This window comes from Spirosoma soli (assembly GCF_042684525.1).
Classification (GTDB): domain Bacteria; phylum Bacteroidota; class Bacteroidia; order Cytophagales; family Spirosomataceae; genus Spirosoma; species Spirosoma soli.
Genome location: NZ_JBHULN010000004.1, coordinates 38093 through 56358, shown reverse-complemented (window position 1 = coordinate 56358; position 18266 = coordinate 38093). Strand labels below are relative to the sequence as shown.

Genomic DNA, 18266 nt, shown 5'->3' with positions numbered 1-18266 from the left:
AGACAGCTAAAGGTGTACTGCACAAGGCAGTAACGAATGTAAATTTACGAAGATTTTCTGAACCGCAACTTTGTTGGAGTTATTGCTTGACAAATTCACGGTGATAAGCCGCCCGGTACAATTCCTCCTCGGGCAGGCTTTTAAAATATTCGTACGTAATTCGTAACCCTTCGGCACGCGACACCTGTGGCTCCCAGCCTAGTATGGCTTTTGCCTTTGTGATATCAGGCTGCCGCTGCTTCGGATCATCTTTAGGTAAATCTTTAAAGATAAGCTGCTGCGACGTACCTGTCAGTTTGATGATTTCTTCGCCGAACTCTTTAATAGTAATCTCCGACGGATTACCAATGTTGACCGGATACGGATGATCGCTTAGTAACAGGCGATAAATACCTTCCACCAGATCATCTACATAGCAGAACGAGCGGGTCTGGCTACCGTCGCCAAACACGGTGAGATCTTCGCCCCGCAACGCCTGCCCAATGAACGCTGGCAACACCCGACCGTCGTTCAGGCGCATGCGAGGACCATACGTATTGAAAATCCGAACGATGCGCGTCTCCAGCCCGTGATAGGTGTGGTACGCCATGGTCATAGCCTCCTGGAACCGCTTGGCTTCGTCGTAAACGCCACGGGGTCCAACGGGGTTGACATTGCCCCAGTACTCTTCGTTCTGCGGGTGAACCGTCGGATCACCGTAGACCTCCGATGTCGAAGCGATCAGGACGCGTGCCCCTTTCACCCGCGCCAGTCCCAAACAATTGTGAATGCCTAACGAACCAACCTTCAACGTCTGAATCGGAATTTTGAGGTAGTCGATTGGGCTGGCGGGCGATGCAAAATGCAGAATGTAATCTAACTCACCCGGTACGTGGATGAACTTGGAAACATCGTGGTGATAAAATTCGAAATTAGGCAGGTGAAAAAGATGCTCGATATTACGGATGTCACCTGTGATCAGGTTGTCCATCGCAATGACGTGATAACCCTCTTTGATGAATCGGTCGCACAGGTGCGATCCTAAAAAACCGGCTCCCCCGGTAATGAGTACACGTTTCATATACGTTTAAAAAATTTAAACACAGAGGAACGGAGGTTCATACGGAGGTCGCAGAGATTATCAGATCGTCTCTGTGTTCTCCGTGTGAACCTCCGTTCCTCTGTGTTAACCAATTTTACACTTTCTGCTCAACTGGGGCCAGGATGGCTTCACGGCCAATGCTGTAATAGGTATAGCCCAGTTCACGCATCTGGTCGAGTTCATAGACATTGCGTCCGTCGAAGATGGTTTTACTCTTCATGAGCAAGTTCATCTTGTCAAAATCAGGCGTGCGGAACAACGGCCATTCGGTGATGATAACTAAGGCATCAGCATCGTCTAAAGCGGCATATTGCGTGTGCGCATACACGATTGACGTATTGCCCAATACGTTCCGTACATTCTCCATCGCTTCAGGGTCGTACACGGTCACTTTTGCACCGGCTTCAAGCAAAGCCCGGATGTTATCCAAAGCGGGCGCTTCGCGAATGTCATCGGTGTACGGTTTGAAGGCGAGTCCCCACACAGCGATGGTTTTGCCACGCAGATCACCTCCGAAGTGCTCCCGAATGAGGGGCATCAGTTTGGTTTTCTGCTTGTAGTTGACATCCATAACCGACTTCAATACTTTGAAATCGTAATCGAAATCTTCGGCAGTTTTAGCCAGCGCCTGAACGTCTTTGGGGAAGCAGCTACCGCCGTAACCAATACCGGCGAACAAGAAGCGCTTTCCAATACGGCTATCTGTACCGATGCCCCGACGAATATCGTCTACGTTAGCACCCGCCCGCTCGCACAGGTTAGCAATCTCGTTCATGAATGTAATCTTCGTCGCCAGGAAAGCATTAGCGGCATATTTGGTCATTTCAGCCGAGCGCTCGTCCATGAAGATAACGGGGTTACCCTGCCGAACTAGCGGTGCATAAAGCCGATTCATTACCGCTTTAGCCCGGTCGGACTTTGTGCCGATCACGACACGGTCGGGTTTCATAAAGTCTTCGACGGCAACGCCTTCGCGCAGGAACTCCGGATTCGATACAACGTCGAAATCAACCTTCGCGTTGTCGGCAATGTGGGCATGTACTTTCTCGGCGGTTCCAACGGGCACTGTACTTTTGTCGACGATAACGGCGTACTGATTGAGGATAGGGCCAAGATCGCTGGCCACTTTCAGAATATATTTCAGATCGGCGGAACCATCTTCGCCCGGAGGAGTGGGTAACGCCAGGAAGATCACCTCGGCCCCTTTAATGCCTTCTTCCAGATCTGTCGTAAACGATAATCTACCTTCTTCTACGTTCCGATGAAACAGCGTCTCAAGGCCCGGCTCATAAATGGGAACGATACCATTATTTAATTTTTCAACTTTTCGTTCGTCAATGTCAACGCACGTAACCTGGTTGCCAGTCTCAGCAAAGCACGTGCCTGTGACTAGACCCACGTATCCGGTTCCTACAACTGCTAATTTCATAGATTAAACGTTCTATAAGTTTCTATTTGTAATTAATACTTAAGTGTCGACTCCATATCCGACTTACGCAAAAATAGGAGTTTTTTAATACCCTACCAGTTTTGGACAGTGATACTGACTTACCGGTCACATTCCTTGGATCAATTAGAAATCAACGGCGTTAATTGTGTTTGTGACACTTATTCCACAAGACAACCAACTGATTTTCTCGCAATTAGCCTATTTCTGCTCTTTTCTGTATTTTATTTAGACAAGTTGGTATCCATTTTGTCTTTGTTGTGGTTAGATAAGAAGATATTGTACTTGTCCGTTACTATATCAGCTTCATTAACAAATCAACTTAGGGAATAACTGCATCTATGGTCAGTGAAATTGTAGAAAACCAAGTAAACCCGTCCGATCGCTCAGCCCTATCGCAGCTGATCGTTGAATCAGTTCGGGACATAAGCGAACGATTCATTCGACCTAATATTAGGCAATGGGACGACGAACAGTATTTCCCAGCCGATTTATTCCGCCAATTAGGCGAACAGGGGTTGATGGGTATGCTCGTACCGGTTGAATATGGCGGGTCGGGTCTAGGCTACCGCGAATACGTTGCCGCTATCGTTGAACTCTCTCGAGTAGATGGTTCTATCGGCTTATCGATGGCTGCCCATAACTCACTATGCACCAACCACATTCTGCTATTTGGAAACGATACCCAAAAGCAACTGTATCTTCCACGGCTCGCCACGGGCGAATGGATTGGCGCCTGGGGGCTTACCGAACCTAATACCGGGTCTGATGCCGGGAATATGCGCACAACCGCCCTTCGGGATGGCGACAGCTGGGTGTTAAACGGCGCCAAGAACTTTATCACGCATGGTAAGAGTGGCAATGTAGCGGTTGTGATTGCTCGTACCGGCGAACCCAACACACCCCGAAATGCCACCGCCTTTGTGGTTGAACGAGGCACGCAAGGTTTTATAGGTGGACGTAAAGAAGACAAACTCGGCATGCGGGCTTCGGAAACGGCTGAGATGCTCTTTCAGGATTGCCGCATTCCCGATACCCAGCGGCTTGGCGAGGTCGGCGATGGATTCGTACAATCCCTGAAAGTGCTCGACGGGGGTCGTATTTCTATTGCTGCGCTAAGTTTGGGCATTGCCTACGGAGCGTATGATGCTGCTCTGGGGTATGCGCAGGAGCGGGAGCAGTTCGGCCAATCGATTGCCAAGTTTCAGGCCATCAGCTTCAAACTAGCCGACATGGCCACAGATATCGAAGCGGCCAAGTTACTAACGTACCAGGCCGCCGATTTAAAAGATGCCGGGAAGCCCGTCACCAAAGAGTCGGCCATGGCCAAGCTGTACGCATCAGAAGCCGCGGTTCGGGTTGCCAATGAAGCTGTGCAGATCTTTGGCGGTTATGGCTATACGAAAGATTATCCGGTCGAAAAGTTTTATCGGGACGCTAAGCTTTGCACCATCGGCGAAGGCACCAGCGAAATCCAGAAAGTGGTGATTTCGCGGCAGATTCTTAAATAACGTACGACATGCAGTAACAAACGGAAACGGCCTCACTCTTTCGAGAATGAGGCCGTTCCTGTTTGAGCTATATTGCGTTACACCGTCCGGCGCGACCCTTTGATAAGGGCCGCAATGCCTAGAATGATAACAGCACCGACGAACGCGGTCAAGATTTGATCAATCACACCGCCATCGCGGCCAAAAATCCATCCGCCAACGAATCCACCGGCAATACCAAGCAGAATTTCGGCGAATAATGAAAAGGAAAACCGTTTGAAAACAAGGTCAGCCAGCCATCCGGCTACAGCACCTACTAAGATTGACACTAAGATTCCCATGACTTTTATACGTTGAGTGAAATTATGTTGAAACGAATATATAACGCCCCCCATTCGTATTTTGTTTAACCTTTAATGCCAACAACGGCTAACATACGCCCGGTTTTCCCCCCCTCGGCCCGGTAGGAAAAGTAATCATCGTTATTCAATACGGTCGAGAAAGCCGATATCCCAATCTGCGCCGATGGGACACCAAAATCAATGAATATCCTGGTGTTAGCCGATTTTAAATTGGCGCAAGTTTTTTGCGTATAAGGGTCGACCCGAATAAAATCAGGCGCAAATTGCTCTGCCACTTCCGAGCCCACTTCAAATGATGCTTCGTCAATACATGTTCCAATATAAGCGTAGCAATACTTGGCTCTTGTTCCAAATTGTTCCTGCATCCTGGCAAGCGTTTTAGCCACAATGCCCCCAACCGTGCCTCTCCAGCCGGCGTGAACCGCTGCCACCACTTGGTTTTTACTATCATAGATTAAAATGGGAACACAATCAGCGACGGTAACACCAATTAAGAGCCCCGGTTTATCCGTAATCAGTGCGTCATATCCCTCAAAACGACCAGGTTCAGTGGTATATAGAATGTCAGTTCCATGAACCTGATGTGACGAGGCAAATTGACTGGCCGAAGCTCCAATTGCTTCGAAGAACCGGCGTCGATTTTCGTCTACGTTAGCGGCATCATCTGTAGTGTTAATGCCTAGATTAAGCGAGGCAAACGGGGCTGGGCTCACTCCTCCATGTCGTGTGCTTTCAGCCACGATGAGGTTGCTGAACCTAGAAAACAAGGCGGGGATACGGTAAGGGGCCTTCAAATCTACAGAATGTGTTGGCATGGGTGTACGGATTAGTTTACAAAGTTGCGGCTTAAACTGAATTCGTCCTAATAGCCATTTCAGCAGGTCTATGAGTTTCTAACCACTCATCCCGTTTATAAACCGCTCCGGTAGTTTGTATTACATAGTACTAACTAACGCCTATATCTTTGTTTCACAAACGACACAACTCCAACAGAAAAACAACTAAAAACAAGACAGCCATGAAAACGCTCATCAAACCTCTACTTTTCGCCTTAACGTTAGGCTTTGTTACATCTGTTACTTCTTTTAGCGAAGCAAACCCCATCGGTCGCTCGAAGGCTGTAGCTACCTACAAAACAGGTATCTACGCAACCAGAACCGGCAAACTGAATATTGCCCTTGACAAGCAAACTGGTGGCACGGTTGATATTCGACTCAGAAGCAATAATGGTACTGTACTATACAGCAAACACCTTGGGAAAAACGAACGTATGTGCCGGACCCGACTGAATCTAAACGATCTGGAGGATGGGGTATACCAAGTTGAAATTACTAACGGCGTAGAAGTAACCCGTCAAACGATCACTCTATCTACCAAACAGCCAGCTCTTCCGGAGCGAACCATCGCTATGAACACTGTTGCAAGTAACTAACCCTACGAAGCCACTTGTTTACCCGCCGGACCGATTAATCGGTCCGGCTTTTTTATTGGCGTATTACCCGAAAAACGGCTAGTTTCGACGATCAACTACTCCCCTATTATTGCATGGAACGTACTATCATTACGCGCCAGAACGTCCGCAGGTCTACTATTCAACCAAACTCAGAAGCACCGGCACTACCCGAAAAAGTGGATAGTTACCAGGCTCAGTTTCTGAAATTGGTTCCGGTTGAGGTCATCAGCGCCTACATTACCATCGACGGTTTACTCCGAGGAAGTGTATTACCACAGGACAGCCCAGGCTTGTATGTAGGATTGCTATGGGGTGTTTTCGTTACGCTGGCAATTGTTAATCCGCTGTATCTCCGGCACGTAACCAAAGTAAAAGACCAGCGCCAAATCAGCTTATCGGCGGGCGCGTTTGTCATTTATGTTGTTAGTCTGGGCGGTCCATTTGCCCATTTCGGTCTCGACGAGGCCGTAATTCGATTGCTCGGCTCAATTTTGATACCGATTTATACCTTAATTGCGTTGATCGTATTAAATAAGTAACTAAGGTCCATTAGTTCGCCATTTCCTTACTCAACCATGTCCAAACCTGTGTATCACAATTACATTCTGCTACCTAAATTTGGGGTTCGTTTTCCGGACAATGCGCCCGGGTCAGATACCCAGCAAACCTTAGCCAGACTCAAGCCGAACACCCAGCTGGACGATGTGCTGGACGGTAACCTTACGGACCAGGCGGTAGTACTCGACTCAACGGGCCAGCGGGGTGCCAAACTTGTTCGACTACCCGAATCGGAACTGGCCGACCTGCGTGCCCAATTGCCTGGGCTACGCATTGTCCCCGAGGTATTTTACTATCCGCAACGCTGGCAGCGCGAGGTTCAGCGTAAGCCTGGTCCATTGCAGGGACAGGTGCGCACGGGGGTTAAAATTGTTCTGAAAGAAGCGAAATCAGGAAAACCGGTTGTTGGAGCGGTTGTGGTTGCTTTTACCAACTTTGACGAACGCGAAGGTGAGCAGGCAACGTCTGATGCGCAAGGGGTGGTACGCTTCAAAAGCATTGGTAATCGCCCTATCGATCAGTTGTACATCTACCCAAAAGTCGGCTACTGGAGCTTCTGGAAGCAGAAGCTAACCATAAAAGATAACGACACTTTTACCATACAGCCCGTTAAACTCGATTATCAGGACGCTAAAAATTTCTTTTATTCCGCAGCGGCTGAGGGCCAACCCGCCGGGCGGGGCGTCAAAGTTGCTGTAATTGACACCGGAGCCGGTCCTCATCCCGATTTAAACATCGCCGGAGGGGCCTGCACCGTAACGGGCGATGATCCCACCGACTTTTCGGATGTGGACGAGCACGGTACGCACGTATCAGGTATTGTAGCTGCCCGGGGCATTCCGCCAACTGGCGTTCGCGGAGCTGCCCCGGAGGTTGAGCTGTATGCCTATCGGGTATTCGGCAAAAACAATCCGGGGGCCTCAAACTTCGCCATCATCAAAGCCATTGAACAGGCGGTAGCCGACGGTTGCGACATCATTAACATGAGTTTGGGTGGTGGCCCTTCCGACGATGCTACCGAAGACGCCATCAGCTTTGCCCACGACAACGGTACCATCTGCTTTGTAGCAACCGGCAACGATGGGCGGCAACCCGTCAGTTTCCCGGCTTCGTTCTCGCTCTCCTTAGCGGTCGGCGCCATGGGGCGCAAGGGTACCTTTCCCGCCAACACCACTGATGCTCCTAACGTAGCGGCTCCGTACGGCACCGACAAAAAAAACTTCGTTGCCGCTTTTTCAAACATTGGCCCCGATGTTGATTTTATTGCACCGGGGGTGGGCATTGTGTCGTCGGTGCCAGGTGGGTATGCTCCTCTAAGTGGTACCTCAATGGCGTGCCCAATGGCAACGGGTGTTGCCGCTCGTTTATTATCAGTCGAAAAATCTATCCTAAGTATGCCGCGCAATGCCGCCCGTGCCGAAGCTATGGTACGTTTTCTGGCAACGAAGGTTAAAACCCTCGGCTTTGGGCCAACCTTTGAGGGTACTGGAATGTTGTTTGTCTGAGAATTGTTGGCTAACTATGCAAACGATTCGTAACCAAATGACAATCAAGGCTATGGCGCAAGACCGGTATATATTGAATTTTAAGGGTAGTCCGCCCCTGCCTGCCGAGGATATGCGGCTGATTAAATCAAAGGCGAATCTGGTAGATGCCAGTCGGAAGACCCTATTAGTAGAGGTAAACGAAGATGAAGTTATCTATGAGCTAGCCCGTAAACTGCCCGATTGGACGGTTAAAAAGGAAACCCAGTACGCCATTCCGACTACTCGTCCGAAAGTTCGAAAGCCGCCAAAGCCCTAATAATACACACGTTTAGAAACGCCGGTTCCAGATAATTGGAACCGGCGTTTTGCTTGTATAAGCCCATCACATAAGCTACGTCCAACATCAAGGGCCACCATTTGTTATGTATAGGAGCTCTTCTGAACTACCAACGGAGGGAATCAGCGCGTAGCTGAATTACAGTAAATTAGTGCACAGCCGACTACTTTTCATGGCAACTTTATCTCCTATTACCGCTAACCTTACCTGGGCCGATGCCGCTCCAGACACTAATTTCTGGTCAACATTGGCGCAAGGGCTGTTACCGCCTTACGTGAATACCTGCCGCTGGTTTGCAGGGAAAGCCCGGCAACAAACCGGCTTTGCAGTCCGGACAGTTCATACAATCTCATTGCCCGATGGCGACGTAGCTTACCTGCTAATTCTGGAAGCAGCCTATGCCGATGGTGTTCCTGAGAATTACCTGCTGCCCATATCCTTTATAACCGATCATGCAGCTAATTCTCTCCCCTTCCGGCTTGCCGATATTCCAGATAAAGGCCGTATTGGTGAAGCTACGTTGGGGGAGCAGCCAGGCGTTCTGATTGATGCTATTTACGACGAGCGATTTCGCCGAACTTTATTCACAGCCATCTATCAAAATCAGACAGTACCGCAGCCCAACGGGCAACTGACTTTTCACCGGGGTAAGGGGCTAGATGAGGGCGATGATGCGTTACCTTCTCAGGTGCTGCCCGTCGATTCGAGTAATTCAGCCATGACATTTGGCGATAAGTACTTCATGAAACTGTATCGCAAACTATTCCGGGAAACCAACCCCGAGGTAGACATGGTCGCGTTTCTGACGGACGAAAGCAATTTCGCGAACATTCCGGCCTTCGGGGGTAGTATTGTCTGGAAACGGGACGACACCCCGGACGTAACCCTAGGCATGGTGCAGCGGATGGTGCCCAATGACAAAGACTCGTGGGCACAGACTGGCGATTACCTCAACGATTTCCTCTATGCCGTGCCGCAGCGATTGTTCGCGATTCGGGAAGACGTGTTCGACCGAGTGGAGTTGCTGGGCAAACGGACCGGCGAAATGCACTGTGCGCTCTATAAACCCAATGCCGACGCGGCCTTTGCTCCTGAATCCTTTACGACTGAGTACCGCGAGTTTCTGATTAAACGCTTTGAAGACCTGCTCGACCGTCGATATGCACTCCTGATTGATAATTATACCAAGCTAGATATACAGGCGCAGCGATTGGCATGGGTGTTCATGGAAGCTAAAGAAATGATCGATACATTCATTGCTGATTTCCGCACCCGCCCCTTCGATTCGTTGCGCATCCGCATTCACGGCGATTACCACTTAGGACAAGTGCTGGCCGTATCGCAGGGCATGAACAACGACTTCGTTATTATTGACTTTGAGGGAGAACCCGAAAGCAGCATCACCGAGCGTAAAATCAAGCACTCGCCGTTGAAAGACGTAGCCGGTATGATCCGGTCGTATCATTATGCGGTTTCGGCCAAACTGTTCAACTCAGCCGAAACCGAAGGGCTCGACCCAGACCACTTGCAGCGGGTGTCTGACCGTTGGTTCTATCTCATCCGCGACACGTTCCTGAACGCCTACATGGATACTTTTGGCACTCCTCATCCATTATTCAAGGACAGTAGCGAAGTCAATTTTCTGCTGTTGATTTATTTGCTCGAAAAAGCAGTGTATGAGCTGGGCTACGAGATCAGCTACCGGCCGTCGTGGGTGAAGATCCCGCTTAAAGGAATCATTGATGTAATCCGCGATATTGAAAAAATTCGGCTAAGCGATGGAAATACCATACCCGATGTACCGATGCTGCAAACGGGATTGCTACAGACCAGAAGTGTATAAACGTGTTTTGTAGGCAAGCGCCCAAAGTAAGAGGGCTTTCTTTGGGCGCTTGCCACAGGTTTTTCGGGCCGAACCGCCTTCCGAAAAAATGGTTAATTTTAAGGAACAAATTAATAAACGTCATGATAACCAACGCACTTACGCCTGAGGAAGAAGCCGAAAAGCGCCGACATCAGCGCCGGCTGGAACTTGCCCGCGAGTGGATGAAGCGGAAACGGCAGGAGCAGCAGGAAATGATTGATTCGTTTCAGACTGATCCATTAATCATTGCCGCTTATGAAGATTTGAAACGCCGTAATCAGGAACGTGGAACACCAATCGTCGAGTTATAATTTTACTTTCGTTGGTGATCTCCAACATGCATACATTTTCGAAAGTCGCTTTGGAGCTACTTACTAAATTAAGTTCAAGCCTAGCCCGGAACTGGTCGACAACCCTGCTTATGAGGATTTCATTTTTGAGCTAGTCATTGTTTTGGCTTACAATCCGTACGCTCCCAAACTGCCTCCGGTCGATGCCCTACTGTCGACTACAATTGCCCGAATTTTGGCCGATTTCTTTGAAACGCATGAGCGCGTAGTAATCTACATCCCGAAAACTTTTCGACCGCTGGTACAATCGCCTTAAAGGTCAGCGTATCGTTAAGCTCAACGTACCGCTGGCAGTTGATGATGCCGCTGGGGTTCAATACTCAGCCGAGTTCGTCTCACGTTATGACAATCCCTATTTCTCGTTAATCTACGAGTCTTTCAAACGAACCGTTTCCGGCGAAAAGTAGATACGTCATTCGCTAATTATCCTTTCCCTGCCTTATGACTCTTTTTCAGAATGCGGCTGTCATCATAACAGGTGCCGGTTCCGGCATTGGCCGCCAGCTTACCATTCAGGCGGCAGCGCAAGGGGCCTTTGTCCTCGCGACTGACATCAATGAAGCAAGCCTGGCCGAAACCAAAGCTTTGTCGTCGGGCAAGGTCACTACCGCTCATTTAGACGTTGCCGACGCAGCCGCTATTACGGCCTTTGCGGCTCACACCCTGCCAACGTTAGCAAACCGAAAGCTCATTCTTGTCAACAACGCCGGGGTGGCTTTGGGAAGTGGCCCATTGGCAACCACTGACTTAGCTGACTTTGAGTGGCTCATGAACATCAACCTTTGGGGTGTTGTCCGGATGACGAAGGCGTTCCTACCCTATATGCTCGAACGTAACGAAGGCCATATCGTTAATCTATCGAGCGTATTTGGCCTGGCCGGCGTCATTCATCAATCGGCCTATTGTACGGCTAAGTTTGGCGTTCGAGGCTTTAGCGATGTATTACGCATGGAACTGCTAAACACTGCCATTGGCATAACCTGTGTTCATCCCGGCGGTATAAAAACTAACATTGCGGTTAATGCTCGCGTTGGCAAAGGCAGCGCAGTCACCGAAGCCATACGTAACCAGAGCGCTATGAGCTTTGAAAAAGCAGCCCGAACAACGGCCGACGAAGCGGCTCGCCAGATCTGGAAAGGCATTGGGCAAAACAAGGCCCGCATCCTGATTGGTGCCGATGCTCGGTTGATTGATCGATTGACACGACTCTTTCCAACGGCCTATGTAAAAATGATGTACAGACGGATTGAGACGACGTTTAGCACCGAAGGGTGAGTTTTTTTCTAACTTTCCGGCCTTGATCGCGTTCAACATCGTAACTCGATACGTTAACCAATGGCAAAACGCAACACGACGACGTCAGCAAATAACACAGCATCGGTTCAAACCGAGCAGCTGGTACAACCTACCGTACCACAAGCAGTTACCGATGAACCAGCTCAGACCGGTCCGTCAGGCACCTATTCACGCTTCACCGACTTTGATATTCATCTGTTCCGGAGCGGCACTCATTATAAACTCTACGAAAAGTTTGGTTCGCACGTCGTTGAGCATAACGGGGTCATCGGCACTTACTTCGCCGTGTGGGCTCCGTCGGCCCGTTACGTGTCCGTAATCGGCAATTTCAACGGCTGGAACAAGGGCAGCCACCCCATGAACGTCCGGTGGGATTCATCGGGCATTTGGGAAATATTCATTCCGCATACCGGCCGGGGTGAAGCTTACAAGTATTTTATCGTCCACGAAAGCGGTCGTGAGCTGGAAAAGGGGGACCCCTATGCCCACTGGTGGGAAATTCCCCCGCAAACGGCTTCCATTGTCTGGGATACGTACTACGAATGGCAGGACCAGGAATGGATGACCGGCCGAGGAACCAAAAACGCGCTTGATGCGCCGATTTCGGTCTACGAAGTGCATTTGTCCTCCTGGCGACGCGACCCGAGCAATCCCGAACGCGAGTTGAGCTACGGTGAAATTGCCGACGCGCTGGTTCCGTATGTGCAGGACATGGGCTTTACTCACGTCGAGTTCATGCCGGTCATGCAATATCCATACGCGCCATCGTGGGGCTACCAGATTACGGGATATTACGCCCCAAGCAGCCGATTTGGTACCCCGCAGGACTTCATGCGCCTAATCGAGAAGCTCCACCAGGCGGGCATTGGGGTTTTGCTGGACTGGGTGCCTTCGCACTTCCCCGGCGATGCGCATGGCTTGTATGAATTCGACGGCTCGCACCTGTACGAACACCCCGATCGGCGGAGGGGCTACCATCCCGATTGGAAGAGCTATATTTTCAACTACAGCCGACCCGAAGTGCGCTCATTTTTGCTCAGCAATGCCTTATTCTGGTTAGATCGCTGCCATGTGGATGGTCTGCGCGTTGATGCCGTGGCGTCGATGTTGTACCTGGATTACTCCCGAAACGTCGGAGAGTGGGAACCTAACATTTTTGGCGGTCGCGAGAACCTAGAGGCTATTTCACTCTTTAAAGAGCTCAACCAGGCCATTTACAAGGAGTATCCCGACGTACAGACCATTGCCGAAGAGTCGACGGCTTTCCCCGGCGTATCGCGGCCGGTATACACGGGCGGACTCGGCTTTGGCATGAAGTGGATGATGGGCTGGATGAACGACACCCTTCGCTATTTCGAGCGCGATCCGGCCTTCCGTAAGTTCCACCAGGATAACCTAACTTTTAGTACGGTGTATGCCTTTACCGAAAACTTCATGCTGCCCTTGTCGCACGATGAAGTCGTTTATGGTAAAAACTCACTGATTAACAAAATGCCCGGTGATGAATGGCAACGATTTGCCAACCTGCGGTTGCTGTTTTCGTACATGTTCACCCACTCGGGTACCAAACTCCTTTTCATGGGTGGTGAATTTGGCCAGACGTCCGAATGGAAGTTTGATGCTAGTCTGGACTGGCATCTGTTGGAGTTTGCCCCTCACAAAGGCATGGCCGCCTGCGTGAAAGCATTGAACACGCTGTACCGGACCGAGCCAGCCTTGTACGAACGCAATTTTACGGCCGACGGCTTTGAGTGGATTGACACGATGGACCGCGAAAACAGTATCGTTACTTACGCTCGGAAAGGCAACCGACCCGAAGATACGCTGCTTATCGTGCTGAACATGACCCCCGTTCCGCGGGCCGATTACCGAGTTGGAGTCCCATCGGCGGGCTCATATCAGGAAATTTTTAATAGCGACGCCAAAGAGTTTTATGGTGGCGGCATCAGCAATCCCAACGCCCTGCAGAGTCTGGAAGAAAAGTGGCATGGTCGCCCCCAGTCAATTCGTTTGAACGTACCGCCACTGGGCGCTGTGGTCTTAAAGAAGAGCAATTATTGATTAAACGGAGTATGTGCAGTGAGTGAATTATATCTGTAATCGCTCCTGCACGTACTTAACTCTTACAGCATTCGCTCTATCTTTGCGCGCTTGAACACTCAGATCTCCTGCATGAAGAAAGTACTTATCACGTTATTGACTTTATTTTCTGTCTCCAGCTTTGCTCAATCGCCAGTGGCAACTCGTATTAGTAGCGGTTTCGACCTGGGCATGGCTTATTCCAAGAATAACTACAATCCATCGCTTGCTTACTATCAGCTTATAAACGTTGGGGAACGTAAACTACTGGCGTTTGGCTGGACCGTGCGGTTGGGAGCCTTCTACGGTGATAACATTAATTATTATACAGCTCCGGCTCGCCTGACACGTGGTCAGTCGGGATTAGGCTCATTGGGCAAACCACTTGTCATTGACAATGTCGATACAGTCCGCTACGACTACGTAACGATGACATCACTCAACGCTGGCGTTCGGGCGCAACTTAACTTGGGGTGGGTGGAGTTGGGAGCCAGCGCAGACTTGTTAGGCTTAACCTTCGGAAAACGGCGTATCGGTCGGTATCGATCGTCGACGGGTCAGTACACAATAAAGGGGTCAACAGGCAGCGATTCTATTAATGTGTTTTTTCAGGGGGCTAATACGTTCCAACAGGCCTCCCCCAGCCGCTTGAATCTACGACTTCTCGGCGACAATGATATCGGTACGTTGTCTACTGAAGTATACGCTCGGGTTCGTATCAACCAACGTGTGGCCGTTAAACTGGGATATTCGTGGCTTACCAGCGAAACCAAGGTTGAAAACCGCGATGTTATTGCTGACAATAACCGCTTCCGTAATCGAGCGGGCATGGCCTTTCTGACGATAACGCTGCCCATTTTTTATTGATTACCTTATACTGAGGCTGCATTATTAACTCATTTCGTATAAGTAGTACCGTTCGAGAGGCTGTTTATTTTTCGATAGCTATTTTTCACTAATTTTTCTTTGGGGCTATTTATTACAATGTAGGCGGAAGCGTCAACATTTATAGAATTTTAATGTGACTTTGTCATTATTAATAAGTAAGTATTTATACATGTAGAGTACTTATTGTATATTCGCTTGATAAATAATTAACTTTTTTAGCGTACGCATCATTTCATGAACCCACCGATTACCTGCTTCCTGATCGACGATGACGAAGACGATCAGGAGATTTTTGCGTTAGCGTTAAAAAAAGTAAGTTCATCCATCGCCTGTAGTTTTGCCGACGATGGAACGGATGCCTTACGGAAACTTCAGCAAGACGAGACGTTTACGCCCCAATACATCTTCCTGGATCTGAACATGCCCGGCATGAATGGCAAGCAATGTTTATCTGAGCTGAAGAAGATAAACCGATTACAGCATACCCCAATCATTATCTATTCAACGTCTTCCGAATCAAAGGATGTACAGGAGACCCAACAACTTGGGGCCAGCGGATTCATCACAAAACCCGCGCTCGTGTCGGCCCTATCAAATCAGTTGGCCGAGCTGATTCTGAATCGACAGGACTCTTGAGCATCGCTACGTATGGAAGCAAATAGCCTAAGTAAGCCGGTTTATCCATTTCTGTCAGGCGGTGAAATGGGTAAGCTGATGCGTTCGACGGCCTGGTCGAAGAGTTCGTTAGGAGATCCCGATACGTGGCCGCAAAGCTTACAAACTCTGCTTACTGTTGTGCTTAACTCCAGGCTTCCCATGTGCTTGTTCTGGGGCCCTGAGCTGATTTGTTTTTATAACGACGCTTATCAACCCTGCTTTAAGGATACTCGTGTTCTGGGCCAGCGGGCCGAAAATGCCTGGGCTGAAAAATGGGCTGATGTCAAGCCAATCATTGATCAGCTTTTAGCAGGTGGTCCGGTCATTCAGAAAGAGGCTCAGCTAACGCCTGTCTACCATAATGGAAAAGCCGAAACTGCTTATTGGACTGTTTGCTACAGTCCGGTAAGCAATGAGGCAGGCCAACCCTACGGTGTATTGATTACCTGCACAGAAACCACTAAACCTGAGGAAGTGCTTCATCATCCTGACGAAAGCAGGGATCAGTTTTTTTTCGCGATTGATGCAGCCGAATTAGGCACCTGGGACCTAAATCTGATTACCCATCGATTTACGGCAAACGATCGGCTAAAAGATTGGTTCGGGCTACCCTCTAATTCAGAATTCGAACTCTCGCTGGCCTTAGAGGCCATTGTGGGTGCCGACCAACAAGAGGTGTCGCAGGCTATCTGGAACGCCTTAAAACCGGCTTCGGGCGGGCAATACGACGTAACTTACACAATTGCCAACCTAATAACCGGCCAGAAGCGAACGGTTCGGGCCAAAGGCAAAGCTTATTTCAACGAGTTAGGTGTAGCCTACCGATTTGCGGGTACAGCGCAGGATACGACAGAGCAATTGCTGGCTCGTCAGCAAATGGAAAGGGCTGAACAACTGGCGAAGCTGGCCCTTGAAGGTGCCGGGGCTGGTAGCTTTTACATTGATCTGGCTGATAACAACCTTACGTATTCGCCAACGCTCTCCCGAATTTTTACCGGCGTTGAGTCTACGGGACTAACACGCGACTTACTGCTCACGTATATTGTCCCCGAAGACCGTCTTATTCGCGAAAAGGCCTACCAGCAGGCAGCCCAAACGGGTAAGTTACGCTACGAAGCCCGAACGGTCTGGAATGATGGCTCGGTGCATTGGTTACGAGTACTGGGCACTTACTTATCTGACTCGACTGGAGCGTATGCCCATTTTGCGGGGATTGCTCAGGATATCACTGCCGAAGTGGAGGCCCGAGCCGAGCAGAAAAAGCTCCTTTCGTTAGTAGAAAACAGCCACGATTATATGGCTGTATCGGATGTTGAAGGACGTCAGATCTACCTCAACCGGGCAGGACGTGAGCTGACTGGTCTGGACCCTGACCAAAGCATTACGCACTTATACAGGCATGAGTTTTACGTGCCCGAACACGCTCGTCGTGTTCGGGCCTATCGGTTGTCGTCACTGCTTAACAGCGACGAGCAAGCCAACGTCGTTTACCTAAAACATTTTAAAACCGGCGAGGTCATTCCGTGCAATGCGAGTTACGTCAAAATCAACGACCCAACAACGGGTCAGCAGATTGGTCGTGGCGCTACGCTCCGCGACCTACGGCCTGAACTGGCTTTCAGGAAAGAGCTGGTCAATAGCGAAGCCATTCTGCAGCAAGTTAATCAACGGCTCGAAATGGCGCTGGAAGCAGGTCGTTTGGGCTCTTATGAACTAGAACTAGCAACAGGACGTATTACTTGCACTGCTCAATGTAAAGCCAACTATGGCTTGCCAGCCGATATTACATTTGATATTCCAGATTTAATACGAGTTATGGTTCCCGAGGATCAGCAACGGGTTCAGGGGTTAGTAAACGACGCGGTAATCAACAGATCCGTCTACAACGCCGAGTACCGGGTTATATGGCCGGATGGCTCTTTGCATTGGATACGGGCGTGGGGCCGTGGGGTCTATGACGACAATGGGAAACCCCTACAAATGGTGGGCATTACGTTGGATGTTACCCCAGAGCGAATGGCTCAACAACGGTTGGAACGCCAGGTACAGGAGCGCACTCAAGAGCTCACAGCTGCCAATCAGGCGCTGGTTCGCACAAATCACGAGTTAGAACAATTCGCTTACATTGCCAGCCACGACCTTCAGGAGCCTCTCCGTAAGATCCAAAGCTTTGCGTCCTTGTTGCAGGAGAATCAGGATGACGACCAGCTAGGTAATCTATACTTGAGCAAAATAATCAAGTCAGCGCAACGCATGTCGGCTTTAATTAAAGCCGTTCTTAATTACTCTCGGCTGGCCAAAATTGACGATCAGCTTGAACCAACGGACCTGAATCAAATTCTGCAAAACGTATTGAGTGACTTTGATCTACTCATTGAGCAGAAAGAAGCCGTCATCGAGTACAGCCCCTTGCCAATGGTTGTCGGCATTCCGTTGCAGCTGAATCAGCTTTTCACAAACCTGATTGGCAACGCCCTGAAATTTACGAACAGTAACCCGCTGATTCAGATTTCTTCGGGTATACTCTCTGCAGAGCAAACGGCTCAACAAATGGGCTTAAACCCGGCTCTTTCGTACATCTGGTTAGCCGTTCGCGACAACGGTATCGGCTTTGAGCAACAGTACGCCAACCAGATCTTCGCGCTCTTTCAGCGGTTGAGTAATGGCAAATCGTATAGCGGAACGGGCATTGGTCTGGCGATTTGCAAAAAAATTGTTGACAACCATAATGGAGTCATCATTGCCCAAAGTCAACCCAATCAGGGCGCTACGTTCACCATTTACCTGCCAGTTCATGGTCCCACGGGAAACAGCTAGACAAGCTTAACAAATCAATGATAGAACGCTGATATTTAGGCTAGTTAAGATAAATCATAATCATCATAAAGATCAGCGTTCCATTTGGCTCGACCCTGCC

16 protein-coding genes are annotated in these 18266 nt (G+C 49.6%); 12 read left to right on the top strand and 4 right to left on the bottom strand.

Annotated elements, in window-relative coordinates; translation table 11 throughout:
- Positions 1 to 79: 79 nt before the first annotated feature.
- Together ACFSUS_RS08090 and ACFSUS_RS08085 are read right to left on the bottom strand one after the other, a co-directional pair.
- Complete coding sequence (locus ACFSUS_RS08090; RefSeq protein ID WP_381521392.1) at positions 80 to 1060, bottom strand: UDP-glucuronic acid decarboxylase family protein; 981 nt, start codon at positions 1058 to 1060, stop codon at positions 80 to 82.
- 115 nt (positions 1061 to 1175) lie between these two features.
- Entirely contained in the window at positions 1176 to 2510 is a 1335-nt protein-coding gene (locus tag ACFSUS_RS08085; RefSeq protein ID WP_381521391.1) for a UDP-glucose dehydrogenase family protein, read from the bottom strand.
- Between the two features lie 359 nt (positions 2511 to 2869).
- Between ACFSUS_RS08085 and ACFSUS_RS08080 the strand changes: the two genes are divergently transcribed.
- Entirely contained in the window at positions 2870 to 4039 is a 1170-nt protein-coding gene (locus tag ACFSUS_RS08080) for an acyl-CoA dehydrogenase family protein (protein WP_381521389.1), read from the top strand.
- A 77-nt stretch (positions 4040 to 4116) separates the two neighbouring features.
- Here ACFSUS_RS08080 and ACFSUS_RS08075 read toward each other — a convergent pair whose 3' ends face one another.
- Both ACFSUS_RS08075 and pgeF read right to left on the bottom strand, forming a co-directional pair.
- Entirely contained in the window at positions 4117 to 4359 is a 243-nt protein-coding gene (locus ACFSUS_RS08075; protein WP_381521387.1) for a GlsB/YeaQ/YmgE family stress response membrane protein, read from the bottom strand.
- 65 nt (positions 4360 to 4424) lie between these two features.
- Positions 4425 to 5195 carry a peptidoglycan editing factor PgeF gene (gene pgeF / locus ACFSUS_RS08070; RefSeq protein ID WP_381521385.1) on the bottom strand — a complete coding sequence of 257 codons (771 nt, stop codon included), beginning with the start codon at positions 5193 to 5195 and terminating at the stop codon, positions 4425 to 4427.
- Positions 5196 to 5398: 203 nt separating this feature from the next.
- Here pgeF and ACFSUS_RS08065 point away from each other — a divergent pair, with 203 nt between their 5' ends.
- The 11 genes from ACFSUS_RS08065 (at position 5399) to ACFSUS_RS08015 (ending at position 18166) form a co-directional block, all read left to right on the top strand.
- Entirely contained in the window at positions 5399 to 5812 is a 414-nt protein-coding gene (locus ACFSUS_RS08065; RefSeq protein WP_381521383.1) for a hypothetical protein, read from the top strand.
- Positions 5813 to 5925: 113 nt separating this feature from the next.
- Complete coding sequence (locus ACFSUS_RS08060) at positions 5926 to 6372, top strand: hypothetical protein (RefSeq protein ID WP_381521381.1); 447 nt, start codon at positions 5926 to 5928, stop codon at positions 6370 to 6372.
- Positions 6373 to 6408: 36 nt separating this feature from the next.
- Positions 6409 to 7896, top strand: coding sequence for a S8 family serine peptidase (locus ACFSUS_RS08055; RefSeq protein WP_381521379.1), 1488 nt, complete (start codon positions 6409 to 6411; stop codon positions 7894 to 7896).
- Between the two features lie 16 nt (positions 7897 to 7912).
- The gene (locus ACFSUS_RS08050; RefSeq protein WP_381521376.1) at positions 7913 to 8194 is read left to right on the top strand and encodes a hypothetical protein; all 282 of its coding nucleotides are present in this window, start codon (positions 7913 to 7915) and stop codon (positions 8192 to 8194) included.
- A gap of 193 nt (positions 8195 to 8387) precedes the next feature.
- Entirely contained in the window at positions 8388 to 10058 is a 1671-nt protein-coding gene (locus tag ACFSUS_RS08045) for a putative maltokinase (RefSeq protein ID WP_381521375.1), read from the top strand.
- 122 nt (positions 10059 to 10180) lie between these two features.
- A complete protein-coding gene (locus ACFSUS_RS08040) occupies positions 10181 to 10390 on the top strand; it encodes a hypothetical protein (RefSeq protein WP_381521374.1) in 210 nt (69 codons plus the stop codon).
- Between the two features lie 480 nt (positions 10391 to 10870).
- Positions 10871 to 11704: an SDR family NAD(P)-dependent oxidoreductase gene (locus ACFSUS_RS08035; protein ID WP_381521372.1), complete on the top strand. Its 834-nt coding sequence runs from the start codon at positions 10871 to 10873 to the stop codon at positions 11702 to 11704.
- A 60-nt stretch (positions 11705 to 11764) separates the two neighbouring features.
- Complete coding sequence (gene glgB, locus ACFSUS_RS08030; RefSeq protein ID WP_381521370.1) at positions 11765 to 13786, top strand: 1,4-alpha-glucan branching protein GlgB; 2022 nt, start codon at positions 11765 to 11767, stop codon at positions 13784 to 13786.
- 111 nt (positions 13787 to 13897) lie between these two features.
- Positions 13898 to 14671, top strand: a complete 774-nt coding sequence (locus tag ACFSUS_RS08025) for a hypothetical protein (RefSeq protein ID WP_381521369.1) — start codon at positions 13898 to 13900, stop codon at positions 14669 to 14671.
- A 255-nt stretch (positions 14672 to 14926) separates the two neighbouring features.
- Complete coding sequence (locus ACFSUS_RS08020) at positions 14927 to 15328, top strand: response regulator (protein ID WP_381521367.1); 402 nt, start codon at positions 14927 to 14929, stop codon at positions 15326 to 15328.
- Positions 15329 to 15340: 12 nt separating this feature from the next.
- Positions 15341 to 18166 carry a PAS domain-containing protein gene (locus ACFSUS_RS08015; RefSeq protein WP_381521365.1) on the top strand — a complete coding sequence of 942 codons (2826 nt, stop codon included), beginning with the start codon at positions 15341 to 15343 and terminating at the stop codon, positions 18164 to 18166.
- Positions 18167 to 18266 lie beyond the last annotated feature (100 nt).

Bases quoted from the DNA above. Each gene is read 5' to 3' on its own strand.
- ACFSUS_RS08090 (WP_381521392.1), bottom strand. From the start codon at position 1,060: ATGAAACGTGTACTCATTACCGGGGGAGCCGGTTTTTTAGGATCGCAC.
- ACFSUS_RS08085 (WP_381521391.1), bottom strand. From the start codon at position 2,510: ATGAAATTAGCAGTTGTAGGAACCGGATACGTGGGTCTAGTCACAGGC.
- ACFSUS_RS08080 (WP_381521389.1), top strand. From the start codon at position 2,870: ATGGTCAGTGAAATTGTAGAAAACCAAGTAAACCCGTCCGATCGCTCA.
- ACFSUS_RS08075 (WP_381521387.1), bottom strand. From the start codon at position 4,359: ATGGGAATCTTAGTGTCAATCTTAGTAGGTGCTGTAGCCGGATGGCTG.
- pgeF (WP_381521385.1), bottom strand. From the start codon at position 5,195: ATGCCAACACATTCTGTAGATTTGAAGGCCCCTTACCGTATCCCCGCC.
- ACFSUS_RS08065 (WP_381521383.1), top strand. From the start codon at position 5,399: ATGAAAACGCTCATCAAACCTCTACTTTTCGCCTTAACGTTAGGCTTT.
- ACFSUS_RS08060 (WP_381521381.1), top strand. From the start codon at position 5,926: ATGGAACGTACTATCATTACGCGCCAGAACGTCCGCAGGTCTACTATT.
- ACFSUS_RS08055 (WP_381521379.1), top strand. From the start codon at position 6,409: ATGTCCAAACCTGTGTATCACAATTACATTCTGCTACCTAAATTTGGG.
- ACFSUS_RS08050 (WP_381521376.1), top strand. From the start codon at position 7,913: ATGCAAACGATTCGTAACCAAATGACAATCAAGGCTATGGCGCAAGAC.
- ACFSUS_RS08045 (WP_381521375.1), top strand. From the start codon at position 8,388: ATGGCAACTTTATCTCCTATTACCGCTAACCTTACCTGGGCCGATGCC.
- ACFSUS_RS08040 (WP_381521374.1), top strand. From the start codon at position 10,181: ATGATAACCAACGCACTTACGCCTGAGGAAGAAGCCGAAAAGCGCCGA.
- ACFSUS_RS08035 (WP_381521372.1), top strand. From the start codon at position 10,871: ATGACTCTTTTTCAGAATGCGGCTGTCATCATAACAGGTGCCGGTTCC.
- glgB (WP_381521370.1), top strand. From the start codon at position 11,765: ATGGCAAAACGCAACACGACGACGTCAGCAAATAACACAGCATCGGTT.
- ACFSUS_RS08025 (WP_381521369.1), top strand. From the start codon at position 13,898: ATGAAGAAAGTACTTATCACGTTATTGACTTTATTTTCTGTCTCCAGC.
- ACFSUS_RS08020 (WP_381521367.1), top strand. From the start codon at position 14,927: ATGAACCCACCGATTACCTGCTTCCTGATCGACGATGACGAAGACGAT.
- ACFSUS_RS08015 (WP_381521365.1), top strand. From the start codon at position 15,341: ATGGAAGCAAATAGCCTAAGTAAGCCGGTTTATCCATTTCTGTCAGGC.